This window comes from Janthinobacterium sp. 61 (genome assembly GCF_002846335.1).
Taxonomy (GTDB): Bacteria; Pseudomonadota; Gammaproteobacteria; order Burkholderiales; family Burkholderiaceae_D; genus Janthinobacterium.
Genome location: NZ_PJMQ01000001.1, coordinates 817,553 through 834,049 on the forward strand (window position 1 = coordinate 817,553; position 16,497 = coordinate 834,049).

17 protein-coding genes are annotated in these 16,497 nt (G+C 61.8%); 10 read left to right on the plus strand and 7 right to left on the minus strand.

Annotated elements, in window-relative coordinates; translation table 11 throughout:
• Nucleotides 1-663, minus strand: a complete 663-nt coding sequence (locus CLU92_RS03770) for a thiol:disulfide interchange protein DsbA/DsbL (protein ID WP_101480788.1) — start codon at nucleotides 661-663, stop codon at nucleotides 1-3.
• Nucleotides 664-861: 198 nt separating this feature from the next.
• Between CLU92_RS03770 and CLU92_RS03775 the strand changes: the two genes are divergently transcribed.
• Nucleotides 862-2,787, plus strand: coding sequence for a methyl-accepting chemotaxis protein (locus CLU92_RS03775; RefSeq protein ID WP_101480789.1), 1,926 nt, complete (start codon nucleotides 862-864; stop codon nucleotides 2,785-2,787).
• Nucleotides 2,788-2,815: 28 nt separating this feature from the next.
• Here CLU92_RS03775 and CLU92_RS03780 read toward each other — a convergent pair whose 3' ends face one another.
• Nucleotides 2,816-3,715: a LysR family transcriptional regulator gene (locus CLU92_RS03780; protein WP_101480790.1), complete on the minus strand. Its 900-nt coding sequence runs from the start codon at nucleotides 3,713-3,715 to the stop codon at nucleotides 2,816-2,818.
• A 120-nt stretch (nucleotides 3,716-3,835) separates the two neighbouring features.
• Here CLU92_RS03780 and CLU92_RS03785 point away from each other — a divergent pair, with 120 nt between their 5' ends.
• The gene (locus tag CLU92_RS03785) at nucleotides 3,836-4,768 is read left to right on the plus strand and encodes a DMT family transporter (protein ID WP_101480791.1); all 933 of its coding nucleotides are present in this window, start codon (nucleotides 3,836-3,838) and stop codon (nucleotides 4,766-4,768) included.
• Here the strand turns inward: CLU92_RS03785 and CLU92_RS03790 are convergent, their stop codons facing one another.
• Nucleotides 4,769-5,647 carry a serine hydrolase gene (locus CLU92_RS03790; RefSeq protein WP_035826880.1) on the minus strand — a complete coding sequence of 293 codons (879 nt, stop codon included), beginning with the start codon at nucleotides 5,645-5,647 and terminating at the stop codon, nucleotides 4,769-4,771. It lies immediately after the preceding gene.
• A gap of 422 nt (nucleotides 5,648-6,069) precedes the next feature.
• Between CLU92_RS03790 and CLU92_RS03795 the strand changes: the two genes are divergently transcribed.
• Together CLU92_RS03795 and CLU92_RS03800 are read left to right on the plus strand one after the other, a co-directional pair.
• Nucleotides 6,070-7,332, plus strand: coding sequence for a sensor histidine kinase (locus tag CLU92_RS03795; protein WP_101480792.1), 1,263 nt, complete (start codon nucleotides 6,070-6,072; stop codon nucleotides 7,330-7,332).
• On the plus strand, nucleotides 7,329-8,078 hold the full coding sequence (locus CLU92_RS03800; protein WP_101480793.1) for a LytTR family DNA-binding domain-containing protein: 750 nt from the start codon (nucleotides 7,329-7,331) through the stop codon (nucleotides 8,076-8,078). Before CLU92_RS03795 ends, CLU92_RS03800 begins: the two co-directional genes overlap by 4 nt.
• A 58-nt stretch (nucleotides 8,079-8,136) precedes the next feature.
• Here CLU92_RS03800 and CLU92_RS03805 read toward each other — a convergent pair whose 3' ends face one another.
• Together CLU92_RS03805 and CLU92_RS03810 are read right to left on the minus strand one after the other, a co-directional pair.
• Complete coding sequence (locus CLU92_RS03805) at nucleotides 8,137-8,355, minus strand: molybdopterin-binding protein (protein WP_034757699.1); 219 nt, start codon at nucleotides 8,353-8,355, stop codon at nucleotides 8,137-8,139.
• Nucleotides 8,356-8,517: 162 nt separating this feature from the next.
• The gene (locus tag CLU92_RS03810; RefSeq protein ID WP_101480794.1) at nucleotides 8,518-9,573 is read right to left on the minus strand and encodes a sulfate ABC transporter substrate-binding protein; all 1,056 of its coding nucleotides are present in this window, start codon (nucleotides 9,571-9,573) and stop codon (nucleotides 8,518-8,520) included.
• Between the two features lie 302 nt (nucleotides 9,574-9,875).
• Here CLU92_RS03810 and CLU92_RS03815 point away from each other — a divergent pair, with 302 nt between their 5' ends.
• The gene (locus CLU92_RS03815) at nucleotides 9,876-10,406 is read left to right on the plus strand and encodes a GNAT family N-acetyltransferase (RefSeq protein ID WP_101480795.1); all 531 of its coding nucleotides are present in this window, start codon (nucleotides 9,876-9,878) and stop codon (nucleotides 10,404-10,406) included.
• Nucleotides 10,407-10,472: 66 nt separating this feature from the next.
• On the opposite strand, the gene CLU92_RS03820 is transcribed toward CLU92_RS03815, so the two are convergent.
• Nucleotides 10,473-11,285, minus strand: coding sequence for a class II glutamine amidotransferase (locus tag CLU92_RS03820; protein ID WP_101480796.1), 813 nt, complete (start codon nucleotides 11,283-11,285; stop codon nucleotides 10,473-10,475).
• A 234-nt stretch (nucleotides 11,286-11,519) separates the two neighbouring features.
• Between CLU92_RS03820 and CLU92_RS03825 the strand changes: the two genes are divergently transcribed.
• The 3 genes from CLU92_RS03825 to CLU92_RS03835 all read left to right on the plus strand — a co-directional run bounded on the left by CLU92_RS03825 (nucleotide 11,520) and on the right by CLU92_RS03835 (nucleotide 14,328).
• A complete protein-coding gene (locus tag CLU92_RS03825; protein WP_101480797.1) occupies nucleotides 11,520-12,356 on the plus strand; it encodes an EAL domain-containing protein in 837 nt (278 codons plus the stop codon).
• A 99-nt stretch (nucleotides 12,357-12,455) separates the two neighbouring features.
• Nucleotides 12,456-13,205 carry a YcbK family protein gene (locus tag CLU92_RS03830; protein WP_373917355.1) on the plus strand — a complete coding sequence of 250 codons (750 nt, stop codon included), beginning with the start codon at nucleotides 12,456-12,458 and terminating at the stop codon, nucleotides 13,203-13,205.
• Nucleotides 13,206-13,434: 229 nt separating this feature from the next.
• Complete coding sequence (locus CLU92_RS03835; protein ID WP_101480799.1) at nucleotides 13,435-14,328, plus strand: LysR family transcriptional regulator; 894 nt, start codon at nucleotides 13,435-13,437, stop codon at nucleotides 14,326-14,328.
• Here the strand turns inward: CLU92_RS03835 and CLU92_RS03840 are convergent.
• Nucleotides 14,292-14,771, minus strand: a complete 480-nt coding sequence (locus tag CLU92_RS03840) for a PACE efflux transporter (RefSeq protein WP_101480800.1) — start codon at nucleotides 14,769-14,771, stop codon at nucleotides 14,292-14,294. The genes CLU92_RS03835 and CLU92_RS03840 overlap by 37 nt on opposite strands.
• Nucleotides 14,772-14,953: 182 nt before the next feature.
• Between CLU92_RS03840 and CLU92_RS03845 the strand changes: the two genes are divergently transcribed.
• Both CLU92_RS03845 and CLU92_RS03850 read left to right on the plus strand, forming a co-directional pair.
• A complete protein-coding gene (locus CLU92_RS03845) occupies nucleotides 14,954-15,397 on the plus strand; it encodes a hypothetical protein (protein ID WP_101480801.1) in 444 nt (147 codons plus the stop codon).
• A gap of 140 nt (nucleotides 15,398-15,537) precedes the next feature.
• The gene (locus tag CLU92_RS03850; protein WP_143452524.1) at nucleotides 15,538-16,392 is read left to right on the plus strand and encodes a DUF5672 family protein; all 855 of its coding nucleotides are present in this window, start codon (nucleotides 15,538-15,540) and stop codon (nucleotides 16,390-16,392) included.
• Nucleotides 16,393-16,497 lie beyond the last annotated feature (105 nt).

The window sequence follows — 16,497 nt, forward strand, 5'->3', positions numbered from 1 at the left end:
TTACTTCGCCAGCTTCGCCTTCGCCACCAGCGCCTGCACCACTTGCAGGGTCGCTTGCTCCACGCCCTGGCGCGGCAAGCCCGTGTTGGCGCCGGCGACCATCGATGGATTGGTCAGGTAGCGCCCGCCCACGATCAGGGTGGGCGTGCTGTCGACCTGGTAGCCGGCGGCCAGGCGGGGCAGGTTTTTCAGCTTGGTCTGCACGCCAAACGACTGGTAGGCGCCTTCGAAGGCGGCTTTGTCGAGGCCATTTTTCAGCGCCCAATCGAGGTTGTCCCTGTCGCTGGCCAGGCGCTTGCGCTCCACATGCCAGGTGTGCATGACTTGCGCGTGCAGCGCCTCTTCCTTCTTCAGCGCTTCCAGGGTCAGGAACAGATGCGCTTCCGGATCATTTTCCGGCGTGTGCGGTAAATGGATGCGGCGGAACGACACGCTGGCGGCATTCTCCCTGACCCAGCGCGCCAGGCCCGGCTCCAGCGCGTTGCAGGCGGGGCAGTGGTACATGAAAAATTCGATCACTTCCACCTTGCCCGGCGCCGCCTGCACGGGCTGCGGCGTGGCCAGCACCAGATAATCGGCGCCCTGCACGGGCGCTTGTGGCGAGGCGATGGCGCTGGCGGCGGCGAAGCTGGCGCAGGCCAGGAAGACGTGGTGCAAACGCATGGAAGCTCCTTGGAAAAATTGATTATGAGGCAATCATGGTAGAGCATTAATGATTGATGGTGTTGCTTTGATGTAATAAACGTTTATTATTCCGAATATTGAATAATAATGTTCCGATTTTTGTGTGAAAATACAAAAACGGGGTGACGGGCGAAAGCGCTGTGTCATACCATCAAACTCAAAAACCAGGAGTCCATCATGTTGTCTTCCCTACGCACGCGGTTGGTGCTCATCTGTGTGGCCATCGTCGTGCTGTCCATGCTGGCCTTGTCGCTCGCCAATTACCTCACCACGCGCAACAGCATGCTGGCGTCGTCCGACCAGCAGATGCAGCAGTTGCTTCAAAGCCAGTCGGCCGTGCTGGCCCAATGGGTCGATGGCAAGAAAAAGGTCATGGCATCCGTCGTCATGTCGGCCGAGACTCCTGATCCGATGCGCGCCTTCCAGATCGCGGAAAAGGCCGGCGATTTTGCGGAAGTGTTCATCGGCTATGCGGACAAGCGCTCCGTGTTTACCCATCCGGGCCGTCCGGCCGATTTCGATCCCACCGCGCGCGCCTGGTACACGGACACCGTCAAGGCAGGCGTGCCGATGCTCACGCCGCCGTATGTGGACGCGGCCAGCCACAAGCTGGTGGTGTCGTTCACGGCGCCCGTCGGCTCGAAAGGGGCACTGGTGGGCGTGGCGGGCGCGGACGTGTTGCTCGACACGGTGATCGCCAACGTGGTGGCGATCAAGCCAACACCGCACAGTTTTGCCTTCCTGGTCGACCAGAGCGGCACCATCATCGCTCATGCCAACAAGGACCTGAGCCTGCAGCCGGTGGCGAAACTCGATGCCACGCTGTCGGCCGCGCAGGTCAACCGGCTGGAAAACACGCGCACGAGCGATGCCGTGCGCCTGAACGACCGCGATGGCAAATTGTATGTCACACGCGTGGCGGGCACCGACTGGCTGCTGGCCGTGGTACTGGATCAGCAGGAAGCCATGCAAGCCTTGCAGACGATGCTGACGGCGGCCACCGTCACAGCGGCGCTGCTGACCGGACTGGCGGCGCTGCTCTTGTCGCTGCTGGTGTTCAAAATGCTCAAGCGCCTGGAATTGGTGCGCGACGCGCTCGACGATATCGCCTCCGGCGAAGGCGACCTGACGCGCCGCCTCGACGCTTCCGGCGTGGATGAGCTGGCGCAGATTGCCGGCGCCTTCAACCGCTTCATCGACAAGATCGCCGCCGTGCTGGTGAAAATCCGCACGGCCAGCGAATCGGTGAAGGTCTCGTCGATGGAAATCGCCGCCGGCAACCAGGACCTGTCGTCGCGCACGGAACAGCAAGCGAGCTCGCTGGAAGAAACGGCCGCCTCGATGGAGGAGCTGACCAGCACCGTCAAGCAAAATGCCGACAATGCGCGCCAGGCTAACCAGATGGCGCAATCGGCGTCCGGCGTGGCCAGCAAGGGCGGGCAAGTGGTGGCGCAGGTGGTCGATACCATGGCGTCGATCAACGATTCGTCGAAGAAGATCGTCGACATCATCAGCGTCATCGACGGCATCGCCTTCCAGACGAATATCCTGGCCTTGAACGCGGCAGTGGAAGCGGCGCGCGCAGGCGAGCAGGGACGGGGCTTTGCCGTGGTGGCGACGGAGGTGCGCAGCCTGGCGCAGCGCTCCAGCCAGGCGGCCAAGGAAATCAAGCTGCTGATCGACGATTCGGTGGACAAGGTCGATTCCGGCGCGCGCCTGGTCGACGAGGCTGGCGCGACGATGCAGGAAATCGTCGACAGCGTGCGCCGTGTGACCGACATCATGGGGGAAATCACGGCCGCCAGCGTCGAACAAAGTTCGGGCATCGAACAGGTGAACCAGGCGATTGCGCAAATGGACCAGGTGACGCAGCAAAATGCGGCCCTGGTGGAAGAGGCGGCGGCCGCCGCGGAAAGCCTGCAGGATCAGGCCAGCACCCTGTCGCAGGTGGTGGGCGTGTTCAAGCTCGATGAAGCACAGGTTGCCGTGGCGCAGCCAGCCAGGCCCGTGGTGCGCGCACCCATCGCGCCGCGCATCGCCAGCCGCCCCGCAGCGAGGGCTGTCGCCAAGCCCGAGCGCAGCGAGGAGTGGGAAACGTTTTAAGGCAGTTTACGTCCGTTTAAGTCAGCGTTTAAGCGCGCCGGGGCGCCAGGGTTGGTGCCATCTGCCGGGCCACCTCGAAGAAGGCATCGGTGGCTGGCGTGTTCTGGCGCCTGTCGCGCACGGCCAGGCCCACCTTGCGGCTGACGGGCGGGTTCAAGGGCAGGGCCAGCAAGTCCGGATACTGCTCGCGCAGGCGCTGCGGCAGGGCCAGTTCAGCCACGATGGACAGGCCGTCGCCGCGGCTGACCATGTCGAGGATGGTGATCACCTGGCTGATGCGGTAAGGAACATTTGGCTGCAAGCCCGCGTTGGCGAACAGCGGTTCGATCAGGCAGGCGCAGCCTGCCTCGGACATGATGAATGGCCCTTCGCACAATTGGGCCAGGGTGATGGTGCTTTCGCTGGACAGCGGATGGCTGCGCGGCACCAGCGCCATCATCTGGTCTTCCACCAGCGGCGCCGTGTCGAAGCGCTCGTCGGGCAGCACGACGAAACCCACATCCACGCGGCGTTCGCGTATCCATTGCACCACCTCGTGATCGGCGCCTTCGTCGATGCGCAGGGCTATGCCCGGATAGCGCAGGCGGAACTGCGCCGTGATGGCCGGCAGCAGGTTTAACGACGAGGTGGGGCCGAAGGAACCGATGCGCAAGCTGCCCTGGCGCTGGCCCAGCACATCGGCCGCTTCCTGGCGCATGGCTTCCGACAAGCCGAGGATTTCACGCGCGCGCACCAGCAGCTGGCGGCCCACGTCCGTCAGCTCGGCCGAGGCCTGGTGGCGTACTATCAGGTCCACGCCCATCTCCTTTTCCAATGCCTTCAAGGCGTGCGAGACGGCCGACTGGCTGATGCCCAGCTGCGCGGCGGCGGCGGAAAAGCCGTGCAGTTCGGCCACCAGGGTAAAAATTTCCAGTTGCGTGAAGGTCATGGTGTGGTTTCTTTGTGTTATGAGTATTTACTCATTATTTCATGAGCTGATATTAGTATTAATATATAAGTATACCGCACGTGCAGCGTCCGCTGTACAAGCGACATCATAGGACTTTCCATGCGTACTTCCGCCGTACCCTCAGCCGCCTTGCCCTCCGTGCAATCGCCGCTCGTCTATATCAAACTGATTTTCGTCGCCCTGTTCTGGGGCGGCACTTTTATCGCCGGGCGCGTGCTGGCGCAGCAGATGCCGCCCATGACGGCCGCCAGCGGGCGCTTCGGCGTGGCCGTGCTGCTGCTCGTCGTGCTGGCGTGGAAACTGGAAGGGGGCTTGCCACGTCTGGACCGCAAGCAGCTGGCGACGACGGCGGCGCTGGGCCTGACGGGCATTTTTCTCTACAACCTGTGTTTCCTGGCGGCCCTGTCGCGCATGCCGGCGGGGCGCACGGCCCTGTTCGTGGCCTTGAACCCCATCGTCACGGCGCTCGCCTCGGCCATGCTGTTTCGCGAACGCCTCGGTTCCTTCAAATGGCTGGGCATCATGCTGGCATTTTGCGGCACGGCCATCGTCATCACGCGCGGCGACCTCGCCGGCGTGCTGCACGGTACGGGCGGCGGCATCGGCATGGGCGAAGTGTTCATGTTTTGCGGTATTTCCAGCTGGGCCGCCTATACCCTGATCGGCCGGGTGGCGCTGAAGGGCCTGAGCCCGATTGCCGCCACCACGTATGCGTCGATGTGGGGCCTGGCTTTCCTGCTGGTGGGGGCAGTGGTGGAATTCCCGAGCGTGCCGTGGCACAGCTTCGGCTGGCAAGTGTGGGCCGCCATCGCCTATCTGGGCGTGTTCGGCACGGTGATCGGCTTTGTCTGGTATTACGAGGGCGTGAAAGCGCTGGGGCCGTCGCGCACGGCCGTGTTCAACAACCTCGTGCCCGTGTTCGGTATCGTGCTGGCGGCGGGGCTCTTGGGCGAGCCGGTGCTGGCCTCGATGCTGGTGGGCGGCGCGGTGACGATTGCCGGCGTGGTGATGACCAACCGGCAAGCGAAATAGTTACTTTGCGCGGCGGCGCTTGCTCGGTTTTGCCGGCGCCTTCTTGTGGCGGCTGACGGAAGCGCGCATCACTTTCGGCTCTTCGATGCCGTTCTCGGCCGCCAGCATGCGGCGGATGTTGACGGCGTCCATGGCGCGCACGGAATTGGCGCGCGCGTTGAGCAAGATCATGGTGGCAAACTTGCCGGCCGACTTGATGCGCATGATCAGGCAGCGGCCCGCTTCATTCGTGTAGCCCGTTTTCGACAGGCCGATATCCCAGCCCTTGGCGCCCACCAGGCGGTTCGTGTTGTGGTATTCCACGTCGCGTCCCTTGATCTGGATCACGTCCTTCGAATCGGTGGTGATGCGGCTGATTTCCGGGTAGCGTGAGGCGGCCACGGCCATCTTGACCAGGTCCGCTGCCGTCGACTGGTTGTTCGGCGACAAACCCGTCGGCTCTTCGATGACGGTCTGGCGCATGCCCAGGGCCTTGATCTTGGCGTTGACGGCCACGGCAAACGCCGTCGGGCCGCCGGGGAAGGTGCGCGCCAGCGAGGCGGCGGCGCGGTTGTCGGACGACATCAGCGCCAGCTGCAGCACGTCGTGGCGGCTCAGGGTGGCACCCACGGGCACGCGCGAAGTGCTGTGTTTCAAGGTGTCGACATCTTCGCGATCGATGCTGATCTCTTCCTGCATATTGGCCTTGGAGTCGAGCACGACCATGGCCGTCATGAGCTTGGTCAGCGAGGCGATGGGCACCACCACGTTGGAATTTTTTTCAAGCAAGACTTTGCCTGTGCCATCTTCGACCACCAGGATCGACTGGGAACCGAAGGGCACGGCGATGGCCGCTGTCGAAAGCGTCATCAGCACCGCGGCGAACATTTTTTTGAGCATGGGATTGTAATGGGAAGCAGTTTTGGGGCGCCATCGAGGGCGCTGCGCGCAAATCCGGGACAGACCTGCGCGGGAACGCGGCGTGTATCTCGGAGGCAATATTTGCCAAGAGTAGACAATACCATTAAAAATATTGCGATGTCTACGGCACACTGGCCGCGCAAGCCGCTTTGCGGCGCGAAACGTGAAAATAATCGTGATCCGGCATGTAACTATTGCCTCACTGAAAATTGTCGCCGTATTATTGATTTCATTTAAGAAATCTAATATTCTTTCTGCAATCTTGCTGCGCATCATATAAGGCAGGTCGCCATCGTCGCTGGTACCCGCAAAATCGTGCCTGGTCATTTCCCCCTGTGCGCCTGCCCATCCCGCCCCCAAACTGCGTTCATGCATGTTGAACTTATCGAGGAGAACGCAATATGTGGGGAAAAATCAAGCAATTGCACCAGCAAATGGACGACGACGCCATCCTGGTGCTGGAATCGCCCGACGCCGCTGCTACTTTGCCGGCCGGCTACCGGCGCTATATCGGCGAGCGGCTGGCCACCATGTCATGGATAGAACGTCAGCAATTCCGTGAGTTCCTGTTGAAATACCGCGGCGCCCGCTTCTACAAGGCGGCCGCCAAGCTGCTCATTCCCTTCACTGCGGTAGGCGTGCTGCAGCAACTGCTGTGGCCGGAAAAGCTGAGCTGGCTTGTATCGCTGGTGTTGAGCAACCTGATCGGCTTTTCGCTCGCTTGTGGCCTGATGGGCGTCTGGTTCAACTACCGCATGCTGGTGGCAAACAGGTCATTCAAGCCCTTGCTGCGCATTTTGCTGGCGTGCATGGGCGGCCTGGCTGTCGGTATGGGCGCGGCGACCATCTTCAGCGACCGGCCCATGCTGCTCTCGCCGGAGAAGCTCGCGCGCAACCTGGGTATCGCCCTGCTGGTGGTGAGCCTGCTTTACTTCGTGCCGCTGGGAATAGTCGCCATGTGGCGCAACCGCCAGTACGAAGCACTGACTCTGCAACTGCAGCAAGGTGCCGAGCGCGACCGCCTGGCGCGCGAACTGAGCGAGTCGCAGCTGCGGCTGTTGCGTGCCCAGATCGAACCGCATTTCCTGTTCAATACCCTGGGTGCGGTGCAGCAGCTGGCCGAGCAGGGTGAGCAAGGCGCCGGCAAGGCCGCAGCGTTGACAGCCGACCTGATCGCATTTTTGCGCGCCAGCCTGGCGGAGATGCGCAGCGAGCAAGTGCCGCTGCATAGCGAATTCGACATGGTGGCGGCGTATTTGCGTGTGATGCAGGCGCGCATGGGCGCCCGCCTGCGCTACACACTGGATTTGCCGGCCGAGTTTGCGCACGCGACGATACCCAGCATGATCTTGCTGACCTTGGCGGAAAATGCCATCAAGCACGGTATTGAACCCTCCTTGCGCGGCGGCGAGATCCGCCTGTCGGCGCTGCTGGTGGATGGCATGCTGCGCCTGCGCGTGCAGGATACGGGCATGGGTTTGCCAGAAAGCGGCGCGGAGAGCGCGCAGGAAAGTGGTCTGGGCCTGGAAAACGTGCGCAGCCGGCTGTTGCTGTCCGATCCGTCCGCCAGCCTGATCGTGCGCGACGGTGAAGAGGGCGGCGTGATCGCTGAAATATTGCTGTCCATCAAAATTGCATCCAGCCTGAAAGAAGCCGCCGCATGAACACCACCATCCTGATCGCCGAAGACGAACCTTTGATGCGCGAGCGCCTGCAAACGATGCTGGCGCTGGCCTGGCCCGAGGCGCGCATCGTACTGGCGGCGGAAAACGGCAACGATGCCTGGGACGGCTTCCTCGAGCACGAGCCGGACGTGGTCTTTCTCGATATCCGCATGCCTGGCCTGTCGGGCCTGGAAGTGGCCGAGCGCATCGGCAAGCGCGCCCACGTGGTGTTTGTCACGGCCTATGACCAGTACGCCGTTGATGCGTTCGACGCGGGCGCCGTCGACTACCTGTTGAAACCCGTGCAGGCTGGGCGACTGCAGCGGGCGCTGGCGCGTTTGCGCGACAAGCTCGGGGCCCAGCCGGCCGACATGGCCAATTTATTGCAGTCGCTGCGCGCGGCGTTGCCGGCCGCTCCGCGCGACAAGTTGAAATGGATCAAGGCCAGCGTGGGCAAGCAGATCCGTTTGATCGACATCGACGACGTGCTGTTTTTTCAGGCCGACACCAAGTACACGCGCGTGGTGCTGGCCGGCTCGGAAGCGCTGGTGCGCACGCCGCTGAAGGATTTGCTGGGCGGTCTTGATCCCGACCAGTTCTGGCAAATCCACCGCGGCACCATGGTCAACGTGAAAGCCATCGAGGCGGCCGAACGTATCGACGCCGAGCGCATGCAGGTACTGGTGCGCGGCAGCACGGAAAAGTTGCCCGTCAGCCGCACATTCACGTATTTGTTTCGCGATTAGCCTGTAATGCAAACGCCCCGCACTTGGCGGGGCGGGGCGATCAGCGGCGCTGCTGTGCTTACTGGATCTTGGCGATCGACACTTCCGTCGATTTCACCAGGGCGATGACTTCGCTGCCCACTTTCAGGTCCAGGTCCTTGATCGAGCGCGAGGTGATCACCGAAGTGACGATGCCGTGCGGCGTTTCCACGTCCACTTCCGAGACCACGGGGCCAAAGATGATTTCCTTGATCTTGCCGCGAAACTGGTTGCGTACATTCACTTCCGAGATAGCCATGATTTTTCCTTTGTGCCCGTAATACGCCGTGCGGCGCGACATGGCCAGAGTACGGCGCGCGCACGCTTTTGACCACGAATCGATGCGCATATCGATATGCGCAAACCGGGCGGACATGAAAAAACCGGGACAAGTCCCGGTTTTTGTTGATACAGCGCAAGCTTACTTCTGATAAATCTTGTCGAATTCGCCGCCATCGTCAAAATGTTTCTTTTGTGCTTGTTTCCAGCCGCCAAAGACATCGTCGATGGTAAACAGGGAGATCGGCTTGAAGCTGGCCGCATATTTCTTCGCGACGGCTGCCGAACGGGGACGCAGGTAGTGCTTGGCGACCAGTTCCTGGCCCGGTTCCGAGTACAGGTATTGCAGGTAGGCCGTGGCTTCCTTGCGGATGCCGCGGCGGTCGACCACCTTGTCGACGACGGCCACTGGCGACTCGGCCAGGATGGAGATGCTCGGATAGACCACTTCGAAGTTGTCGCCGAATTCGGCGCGCACCAGTTGTACTTCGTTTTCAAACGTCACCAGCACGTCGCCGATTTCACGCTGCGTGAAGGTGGTGGTGGCGCCGCGGCCGCCGCCGTCGAGCACGGGCACGTTCTTGAACAGCTTGGTCACCAGCTCGCGCGCCTGCGCTTCGCTGCCACCTTTTTTCACGGCATAGCCCCAGGCTGCCAGATAGGTGTAGCGGCCGTTGCCCGAGGTTTTCGGGTTCGGCACGATGACCTTGATGCCGGGCTTGGCCAGGTCGTCCCAATCCTTGATGTGTTTCGGGTTGCCTTTGCGCACCAGATACACCATGGTGGAATAGAACGGCGCCGCATTGTTCGGGAACTTCTTGGCCCAGTCGGCCACCACCAGGCCACGGTCGACGAGGATATCGATGTCATTCGCCTGGTTCATGGTCACGACGGACGCTTCCAGGCCATCGGCAACGGAGCGCGCCTGCTTGCTCGAGCCGCCGTGCGACTGCTTGATGGTGATGGTTTCGCCCGTTTTGGCTTTCCAATCAGCAATAAATGCGGGATTCACATCCTTGAACAGTTCGCGCATCACGTCGTACGAGGCGTTCAGCAAGACCACGGGTTCGGCGGCGCTGGCGGCCATCGGCAGGCTCATGGCGGCAGCGGAAGCGGCCAGGGCGCTGGCCAGGAACCAGCGGCGCGAGCGTTGGGTGAGTGTCGCTGCGGCAGTCGATACGGCGTTGGAATGGGTCATGTTGAACTCTTATTGTGAGAATAGACAGTCATAGTCTAAAATTCCGGCCGGAAAAGAAACGAATTTTTCGTAATATGCTTAGATCCGATTCCCGTTTGCGCTGAAAAACAGATATCGATTTTTGAAATGATTCGTGGGCAAGACGACAGTCAAGGCTTAGCCTGCAAGAAGTCCGTCATAGGCAAATCCGTCCCGTGGCGTGGCGCGAAAAAACCCGATCGCGCCGCTTGGTGTATAGTCGAACGGCGCGATACAGGGGCAAAACCGTCTGCATCGGCAACTGGAATATTTTGTGAGCGTACATGAGTCTTGAAATTCGTATTGCAACATCGACCGACGCTTTCGAGGCGTGCAACGTATTACGACGCTCCATCGTCGAATGCTGCAGCCTCGATCATCGGGACGATCCGGTCATCCTGGAAGCTTGGCTGGGCAATAAAACACCGCAGATGGTGGCGTGCTGGTTTGCGTCGCCTACCAATTTTTCGCTGGTCGCAATCGAGCATGGCGCCGTCGTCGGCGTCGGTTTGCTGACGCGCGCCGGCAAGCTGGCCCTGTGCTACCTGCTGCCCGAGGCGCAAGGCCGGGGCGCGGGCAAGGCGCTGGTGGAACAGCTGGAAGCGCAGGCGCGCGAGTGGGGCATCAAGGCCCTGCAATTGCACAGCACGGCCAGCAGCCAGGCCTTTTTCGTCAAGCAGGGATATATCGAGGCGGGCAATGTGCGTTCGCCGTATGGCGTGGAAACGATTTTTTGCTGGAAACAGATTGACCCCGCAGGCATCTCCAGCGGCGACCCCAAGCGCAAGCGCTTTTGCAACTGCAATTCGGCCTGACTTACCGTTGGCGCCTCAGCCCGCCCATCCGGCGGCGGGCCTTCCCCCCCCTTTGAATATTTCCCTTCAGTAACTGATCTGGATATACACGCCTTGTTGCGCGCTATCGTTTGCCGGCAGCAAGGTGCCGCCGGCAAACATTTTCAGTTCGCCGGGCGCGAACGCCAGCCAGTCTTCGTTTTGCGTCAGGGGATGCGTGGCGATCACGGCGATGCGGTCGTCCAGGTGGTTGTGCTGGCGAAAGTCGATGCTGCGCTCGCAGTCGATCAGTTGCGCTACGGAAAATGGGTATTCGCGTATCACATAGTGCAAATGCGTGGAGCAGTGGGCAAACAGCAGTTCGCCGTCCGACAGGATGAAGTTGAAACTGCCGTGCGCGGCGATGTCCGTGGCGACCTCGGCGATAGCCGCGCGCAGGGCGGCGCGCGTCGGTACGCCCAGGGGAAACTGCGTGCGCAAGCGGGCCAGCAGGTGGCAAAAGGCTTGTTCGCTGTCCGTGTCGCCGCTGGCACGGTAGTAGGCATTGGCAGGCGGGCGCCACGTTTTCAAGTCGCCATTGTGGGCGAAGGACCAGGTCTTGCCCCACAGTTCGCGGGCGAACGGATGGGTGTTTTCCGGTGCGATGCGGCCCTGCGTGGCCTTGCGGATGTGCGCGACGATGTTTTTCGCCTTCACGGGATGCTGCTGCACGGCGGCAGCCAGCGGCGAATCGACGGCGGCCAGGTGATCCGTCAGCAAGGTGCAGCCGCTACTGGAATGATAGGCGATGCCCCAGCCGTCGCGGTGCTCGTCCGTGCGTCCTCCCCGCTCGGCAAAACCGGCAAAGGAAAATCCCAGCGCGGCCGGCTTGCTGCTGTTCATTGCGAGTAACTGGCACATGGCGGCCCTTCCTGATGGTCTTGGTACATGCCCACAGTAAAGGCGGGCGTCTGTGGCGGGAAGGAATGTTTCCGACTATCGTTATGCGCTGTCCATTGCGGTGTTCTTATTTGCTGGCCGCATATCAAAGGGCGAAACCATTCGTTCTCCATTGCCTGGCGCTGCCTTACTCTGCACACTTTGGCGCCGCCTTCCCCACGAGGGATGCCGGCGCAGCCCGATGAAGGAGCATCCATGCCATTTCCCGTCCTGCAAAATTACCTGGCCCGCTTGTCGCATCAAACCCAGGCCGGCACCAGTGTCTGGCTTGACGGGGAGGGCAGGGCGCTGGGGCGCTTTTTCAATTGCACCATGACCAGCGCTTTCCAGCCGCTGCGCGAACTGGGCAGCGGCAAACTGGTGGCGTTCGAGGGACTGGCGCGCAGCGTGTCGAAGGCGGACGAGGGCTTGTCGCTGTGGCGTTTGCTCGACCATGCGGCCAGCGACGATGAATCCGTGGAGTTGGACCGGCTGTGCCGCATGTTGCATGCGATTAACTTTTTCCGCCAGAGCGAAGCAGAGCAGTCAGACTTGTACCTGAACGTGCACGACCGCCTGCTGAGTGCCGTCAGCAGCAATCATGGCCATGCCTTCCAGCGCATCCTCGACGCGCTGGGCTTGCCCATCGAGCGCATCGTGCTGCAATTGCCCGCAGTGACACCGAACCAGGGCTGGCTGCTCAACTACGTGGCCGACAATTACCGTCGCAACGGGTTCCGCCTGGCCATCAACGTGGCCAGCGTGCACGAGGCAAGCGGCATGCTGGAGCGCTTGCACCCGCATGCGTTCAAGCTTGACGCGGGCAACCTCAGCGACGAGCAGGCCGTTGCCAGCTTCGTCACACTGTGCCATGCGGCCAAAATTCGCGTCATCTTCAAACGCCTCGACACGCCAGCGGCGCTGGCTTCGCTGCAGCGCGTCGCCGCCATCACGGGTTTGCCCATCGTGGCGCAGGGCTATTTGCTGGACAAACCGCTGACGGCACTGGCGCAGGCAAAGCAGGACGTCGCGGCCACCGCCGTCGCTGCGTAGGGTGCCAGATGCTGAAATGAGGGCGACACGATAGGCATTGAGGGTTTTTCTTCGCAGCACAATACGCTATAGTATTCCCATCGTTAAATTGGACTGACTATGGCATCGCGCAGAAATTTTTTACACAACGGTATGGGCTTGGCCGCGCTGGGCCTGGTCGCCACTCCTCTCATCGGCTGCGCCTCGCGCACGGCCGCCCCCGCCTCGGCTTCTGCCAGCGCCAAGCCGCGCGCGCCGCGCACTGGCGTGCCACCCCAGCCGACGCAATTGGCCAGCGTCGACCGTTCGATCACTTCGCAGTCGCGCCAGGCCATCACGGAGATGGAACCGCCTCCCGATATATTCGATGCGCAGGCGCTGGATCTGGAATTCTGGCTCAAGCCCCGCACCCTGGAAGTGGTGCGTCCTGCCAGCAATGAGAAGGCCAGGCTGCTGTACTGGAAAGATGGCGAAGTCATCGATTCGGCCTACCAGGAACTGTGCCATTTGCTACGCGACGTGAACGGCAAGAAGACGGCGCCCATCGACCCGAAACTGCTGGAAACCCTGTGGGGCACGCAAGCGTTTGTGGCCCGCTACGGCATCGAGCAGCCGCTGGAGATCCTGTCGGGCTACCGCACGGCCGAGTCGAACAGCCGGCTGCGCGAAGCGGGCGTGCCGGCCGCGCGTCAGTCGCTGCACATCTCGGGCCGCGCCGCAGACATCCGCGTCGCCAACCTGAACGCGGAAGTGCTCGGTTCCCTGGTGCGCAGTTTCAAACAGGGTGGCGTGGGCTTTTATTACCGCTCCGGCCCCCGTGGCGGCTGGATTCATGCCGATACTGGCTTGCAGCGCACCTGGAAAGGTTAAGCACCTGACTAAACCTCGCGCGGCGCGCTTTGCGGCCTGTGATGCTCGCCGTACCATGGTACGGCTGCGCGTCTCGGCCACAAATCATTGCCGCTCGCGACGGTTTTGTCAGGCGTTTGTTTGATCAGTCATCGTGATATGGCGGTTCGGGCACGCTATCGTGTCCGGTGCGCCGCCATGTCCTCAAAATTCATGGGGCGTTCCCGGTGAATTCCCACTTCAGCTTCCCATGAAACTGTCCAGCCATAACATCGAACTGTTCCTGGCCGTCGTCGACGGCGGTTCGTTCTCGGCCGCCGCGCGCGCCTTGCGCCGGGCGCCATCGGCTGTCAGCATGGCCATTGCCAACATCGAGGCGGAACTGGGCATCGCCCTGTTTGACCGCGGCGCGCGCGAAGCCGTGCCCACGCCTGCTGCGATGGCGCTGATGCCCCACGCGCGCCTGATCGCCGAGCAGTTGAAGCAGTTGCACCTGCACGTACAGGAATTGTCGCAGGGACTGGAAAGCCGCATTTCGCTGGGCATCGCGGCCGAGCTCGACCATGCACCTTTCCTGGCCGCCGTGCGCGCGCTGTCGCAGCGCCATCCGCTGCTCGACATCGAGGTGCTGACGGCGCCGCAGGACGATGTGCTTGACATGCTGCACCGCGGCCGCATCAGCGCCTGCATGGCCTTCGCTGGAGGGCGCATCAATCACGAGGAACAGTTCCAGTTGGTGGGTAGTGATGCCTTGCTGGCAATTATTTCCACCCAGCATCCGCCCAGTGCGGCGGGCCGGCCCCTGTATATCGAGGAATTGGTGAATTTGCGGCAGATCATCGTGGCCAGCCGCGAACTGGACCTGGCCGATGCGCGCCCCGTCGTCGGACTGTCTTATTGGCGCACCGACAGTTTGCCGATGGCGCTGGCGATGGTGGAGGCGGGACTGGGGTGGGGTAACTTTGCCGCCTCGGCCATTGCCCACTCGCTGGCGGCTGGGCGGGTGCGCCGCGTGGCGTTCAAGAATACGGGCAATGGCCTGGTCGTGCCCATCCACCTGGTGTGGATGAAGGACCGGCCGCTGGGCATGGCGGCGCGGTCCTTTCTTCAGTTGCTGACCGAAGTGCCGGCAGTGGCACCCTGAAGTCCGGTCGCTTCTTCCTTCGGCTGCTGCGCCGACAGGGGCACGCCGAACAGGCCATCGAAGAAATAGTTGAAGATGAAGCTGTAGCACGGGATAATCAGCATCAGGGCGAAGTCCAGCACGAAGGCTTGCCACAGGCTGATGTTCAGCCACCAGGCGATCAGCGGGATCAGGTAGATCACCAGCGTGATCTGGAAGCCGATCGCGTGCAGGATGCGGCGCCAGACGGTGCGGGTGCGTGACACTTGGCGGATTTCCCAGTATTCGAAGGCCGTGTTGTAGAGCAGGTTCCAGATCACGGCAATGGTGGTGATCATGATCGCCAGCGGGCCCGTGCTGGTGGGCGATTCGCCCGAAAGCAGGGTCAGCCAAGCCGTGGAAATGGCCATGCCGATGATTTCAAAGGCGGTGACGTAGACGATTTTGCGTTTGATGCCTTGCATGTAAAGCCTGTAAAGAAGAGATAGCGCGTATTTTAAGTCAGGTATGTTGATGTTAAAAGTTGATAGCTATCAGTTTATCTGATGAATGTGTGCCAGCAATACCATGCTGGCCATGAACGGTGGATAATGGCGGCAGGCGGGCAACCGGTCCCGCCGCATCACCGCAGAAAAGGTCAACGAGCATGCAAGGCGTAGCAGACAGCAACATTCCCGACACCCCCGTCAGCCCGGACGAACGTCCCCGTTTTCGCCCCTGTCCTTGGGAGCACCTGGAAACGCCGTACGACGTGGAAGTGTGGATCGAGGAGCATAACCGCAGCATGCAGGACAATATCCGTGCCACGGAAACGGGCGTGGGCATCTGCTTTACCCTGGCTGAAGGGGGCGATATCTATATGCAGACCAGCGCCGACGGCGCCGTCGTGCTGGACGTGACGCCGGACGCGGCCTGGGTCTCTCCCCTGATCAGCGCGGCGACGGGCTGCGAGGCGCCTGACTCGTCGCTGTGGATCTTGCCTGACGACAAGCTGATCCAGCTGATCGTGGGCCTGTCCAGCCTGGTGGCCAGCACCTTGCTGGTGGTGGGCCATGACTTCGGCTTGCGCCGGCGCAGCATGGGCCGCTGAACCGTTCGCACGGCGGTGGGGAGGGGCGGCCATGCCTCTTGTATGGCTCCGGTTTGCGCTGCATGACGCGTGCGTTGCAAAAATATGGCATGCCCGCGCCTGTCATGCCTTCCGCCGTACACTCCGATGAAAAGTCCGCGATGCATAATGACAAGCTGGACCTCCGCAACATCAGTCTGGTGTGCGTGGAAACGCGTTATCCCGAGCTGGCCAGCTTTGCCATCGAGCGCTGTCTGGCCGGCGCCGATTTCAAGGAATGCCTGCTCTTCACATCCCGCCTGCATGACTTGCCCCCTCATATGCGCCAGGTGTTGATCGCCCCCATCGAGAGCGTGGAGGCGTATTCGGCATTCGTGGTGCATGAGCTGGGCGACCATTTCAAGGGCACGCATGTGCTCATCATGCAGTGGGACGGTTTCATCGTGGATGCGCGTCAATGGCAAAGCGCTTTCCTGGACTGTGACTACATAGGCGCACCGTGGTCGCATCGCCCCGTGGCCGTCGGCAATGGCGGTTTTTCGCTGCGATCGCGGCGCCTGTACGAAGTCTTGCCACAGCTGGCCATCACGCAAGTCCGTCGCGAGGACTATGCGATCTGCGAGTTGCATGGCGACCAGTTGCGCGAGGATTTTGGCGTGCGCTTTGCCGATGCCAGTCTGGCCTCCAGCTTTGCCTTCGAATGCGTTGTGCCCACCGGTCCCACCTTTGGTTTCCATGGTTTTTTCAACTTTGGCCGGGTGCTGGACGACGTGGCGTTGCGCGACTATCTGCTCATGTGCGACGATGCCATGATGCATGCGGCCGCCGTGCGCAGGCTGGTCAAGCAGCTGTATGGCTCCGGCCGCTACTGGATGGCGGCACACGTATTGCGCCGGCGCCTCAACGGGGGCGCCGCCATGTTCGCCGATGCCTGCCTGCTTGCCCTGCGCGCCAGCTGGCATGCACTTGTGCGTGGCCGCTCGCGCACCGCTGTGCTGCCGGCGCAGGGGGCTTGACGGCCCGTGCTTGTGGTGAAATTGGCCTACCTGCGTGCTTTGCTCGACACTGCGCTTTGCACATGCTAGTCTCGGTACTGCACCCACCTTTTTGCCAGGGCGGCA

Excerpts from the sequence above, each read along its gene's own strand:
- CLU92_RS03775 (WP_101480789.1), top strand. The coding sequence starts at position 862 with ATGTTGTCTTCCCTACGCACGCGGTTGGTGCTCATCTGTGTGGCCATC.
- CLU92_RS03790 (WP_035826880.1), bottom strand. The coding sequence starts at position 5,647 with ATGCTCAAAAAAATGTTCGCCGCGGTGCTGATGACGCTTTCGACAGCG.
- CLU92_RS03820 (WP_101480796.1), bottom strand. The coding sequence starts at position 11,285 with ATGTGCCAGTTACTCGCAATGAACAGCAGCAAGCCGGCCGCGCTGGGA.
- CLU92_RS03810 (WP_101480794.1), bottom strand. The coding sequence starts at position 9,573 with ATGACCCATTCCAACGCCGTATCGACTGCCGCAGCGACACTCACCCAA.
- CLU92_RS03825 (WP_101480797.1), top strand. The coding sequence starts at position 11,520 with ATGCCATTTCCCGTCCTGCAAAATTACCTGGCCCGCTTGTCGCATCAA.
- CLU92_RS03840 (WP_101480800.1), bottom strand. The coding sequence starts at position 14,771 with ATGCAAGGCATCAAACGCAAAATCGTCTACGTCACCGCCTTTGAAATC.
- CLU92_RS03770 (WP_101480788.1), bottom strand. The coding sequence starts at position 663 with ATGCGTTTGCACCACGTCTTCCTGGCCTGCGCCAGCTTCGCCGCCGCC.
- CLU92_RS03780 (WP_101480790.1), bottom strand. The coding sequence starts at position 3,715 with ATGACCTTCACGCAACTGGAAATTTTTACCCTGGTGGCCGAACTGCAC.
- CLU92_RS03850 (WP_143452524.1), top strand. The coding sequence starts at position 15,538 with ATGCATAATGACAAGCTGGACCTCCGCAACATCAGTCTGGTGTGCGTG.
- CLU92_RS03795 (WP_101480792.1), top strand. The coding sequence starts at position 6,070 with ATGTGGGGAAAAATCAAGCAATTGCACCAGCAAATGGACGACGACGCC.
- CLU92_RS03800 (WP_101480793.1), top strand. The coding sequence starts at position 7,329 with ATGAACACCACCATCCTGATCGCCGAAGACGAACCTTTGATGCGCGAG.
- CLU92_RS03845 (WP_101480801.1), top strand. The coding sequence starts at position 14,954 with ATGCAAGGCGTAGCAGACAGCAACATTCCCGACACCCCCGTCAGCCCG.
- CLU92_RS03805 (WP_034757699.1), bottom strand. The coding sequence starts at position 8,355 with ATGGCTATCTCGGAAGTGAATGTACGCAACCAGTTTCGCGGCAAGATC.
- CLU92_RS03815 (WP_101480795.1), top strand. The coding sequence starts at position 9,876 with ATGAGTCTTGAAATTCGTATTGCAACATCGACCGACGCTTTCGAGGCG.
- CLU92_RS03835 (WP_101480799.1), top strand. The coding sequence starts at position 13,435 with ATGAAACTGTCCAGCCATAACATCGAACTGTTCCTGGCCGTCGTCGAC.
- CLU92_RS03830 (WP_373917355.1), top strand. The coding sequence starts at position 12,456 with ATGGCATCGCGCAGAAATTTTTTACACAACGGTATGGGCTTGGCCGCG.
- CLU92_RS03785 (WP_101480791.1), top strand. The coding sequence starts at position 3,836 with ATGCGTACTTCCGCCGTACCCTCAGCCGCCTTGCCCTCCGTGCAATCG.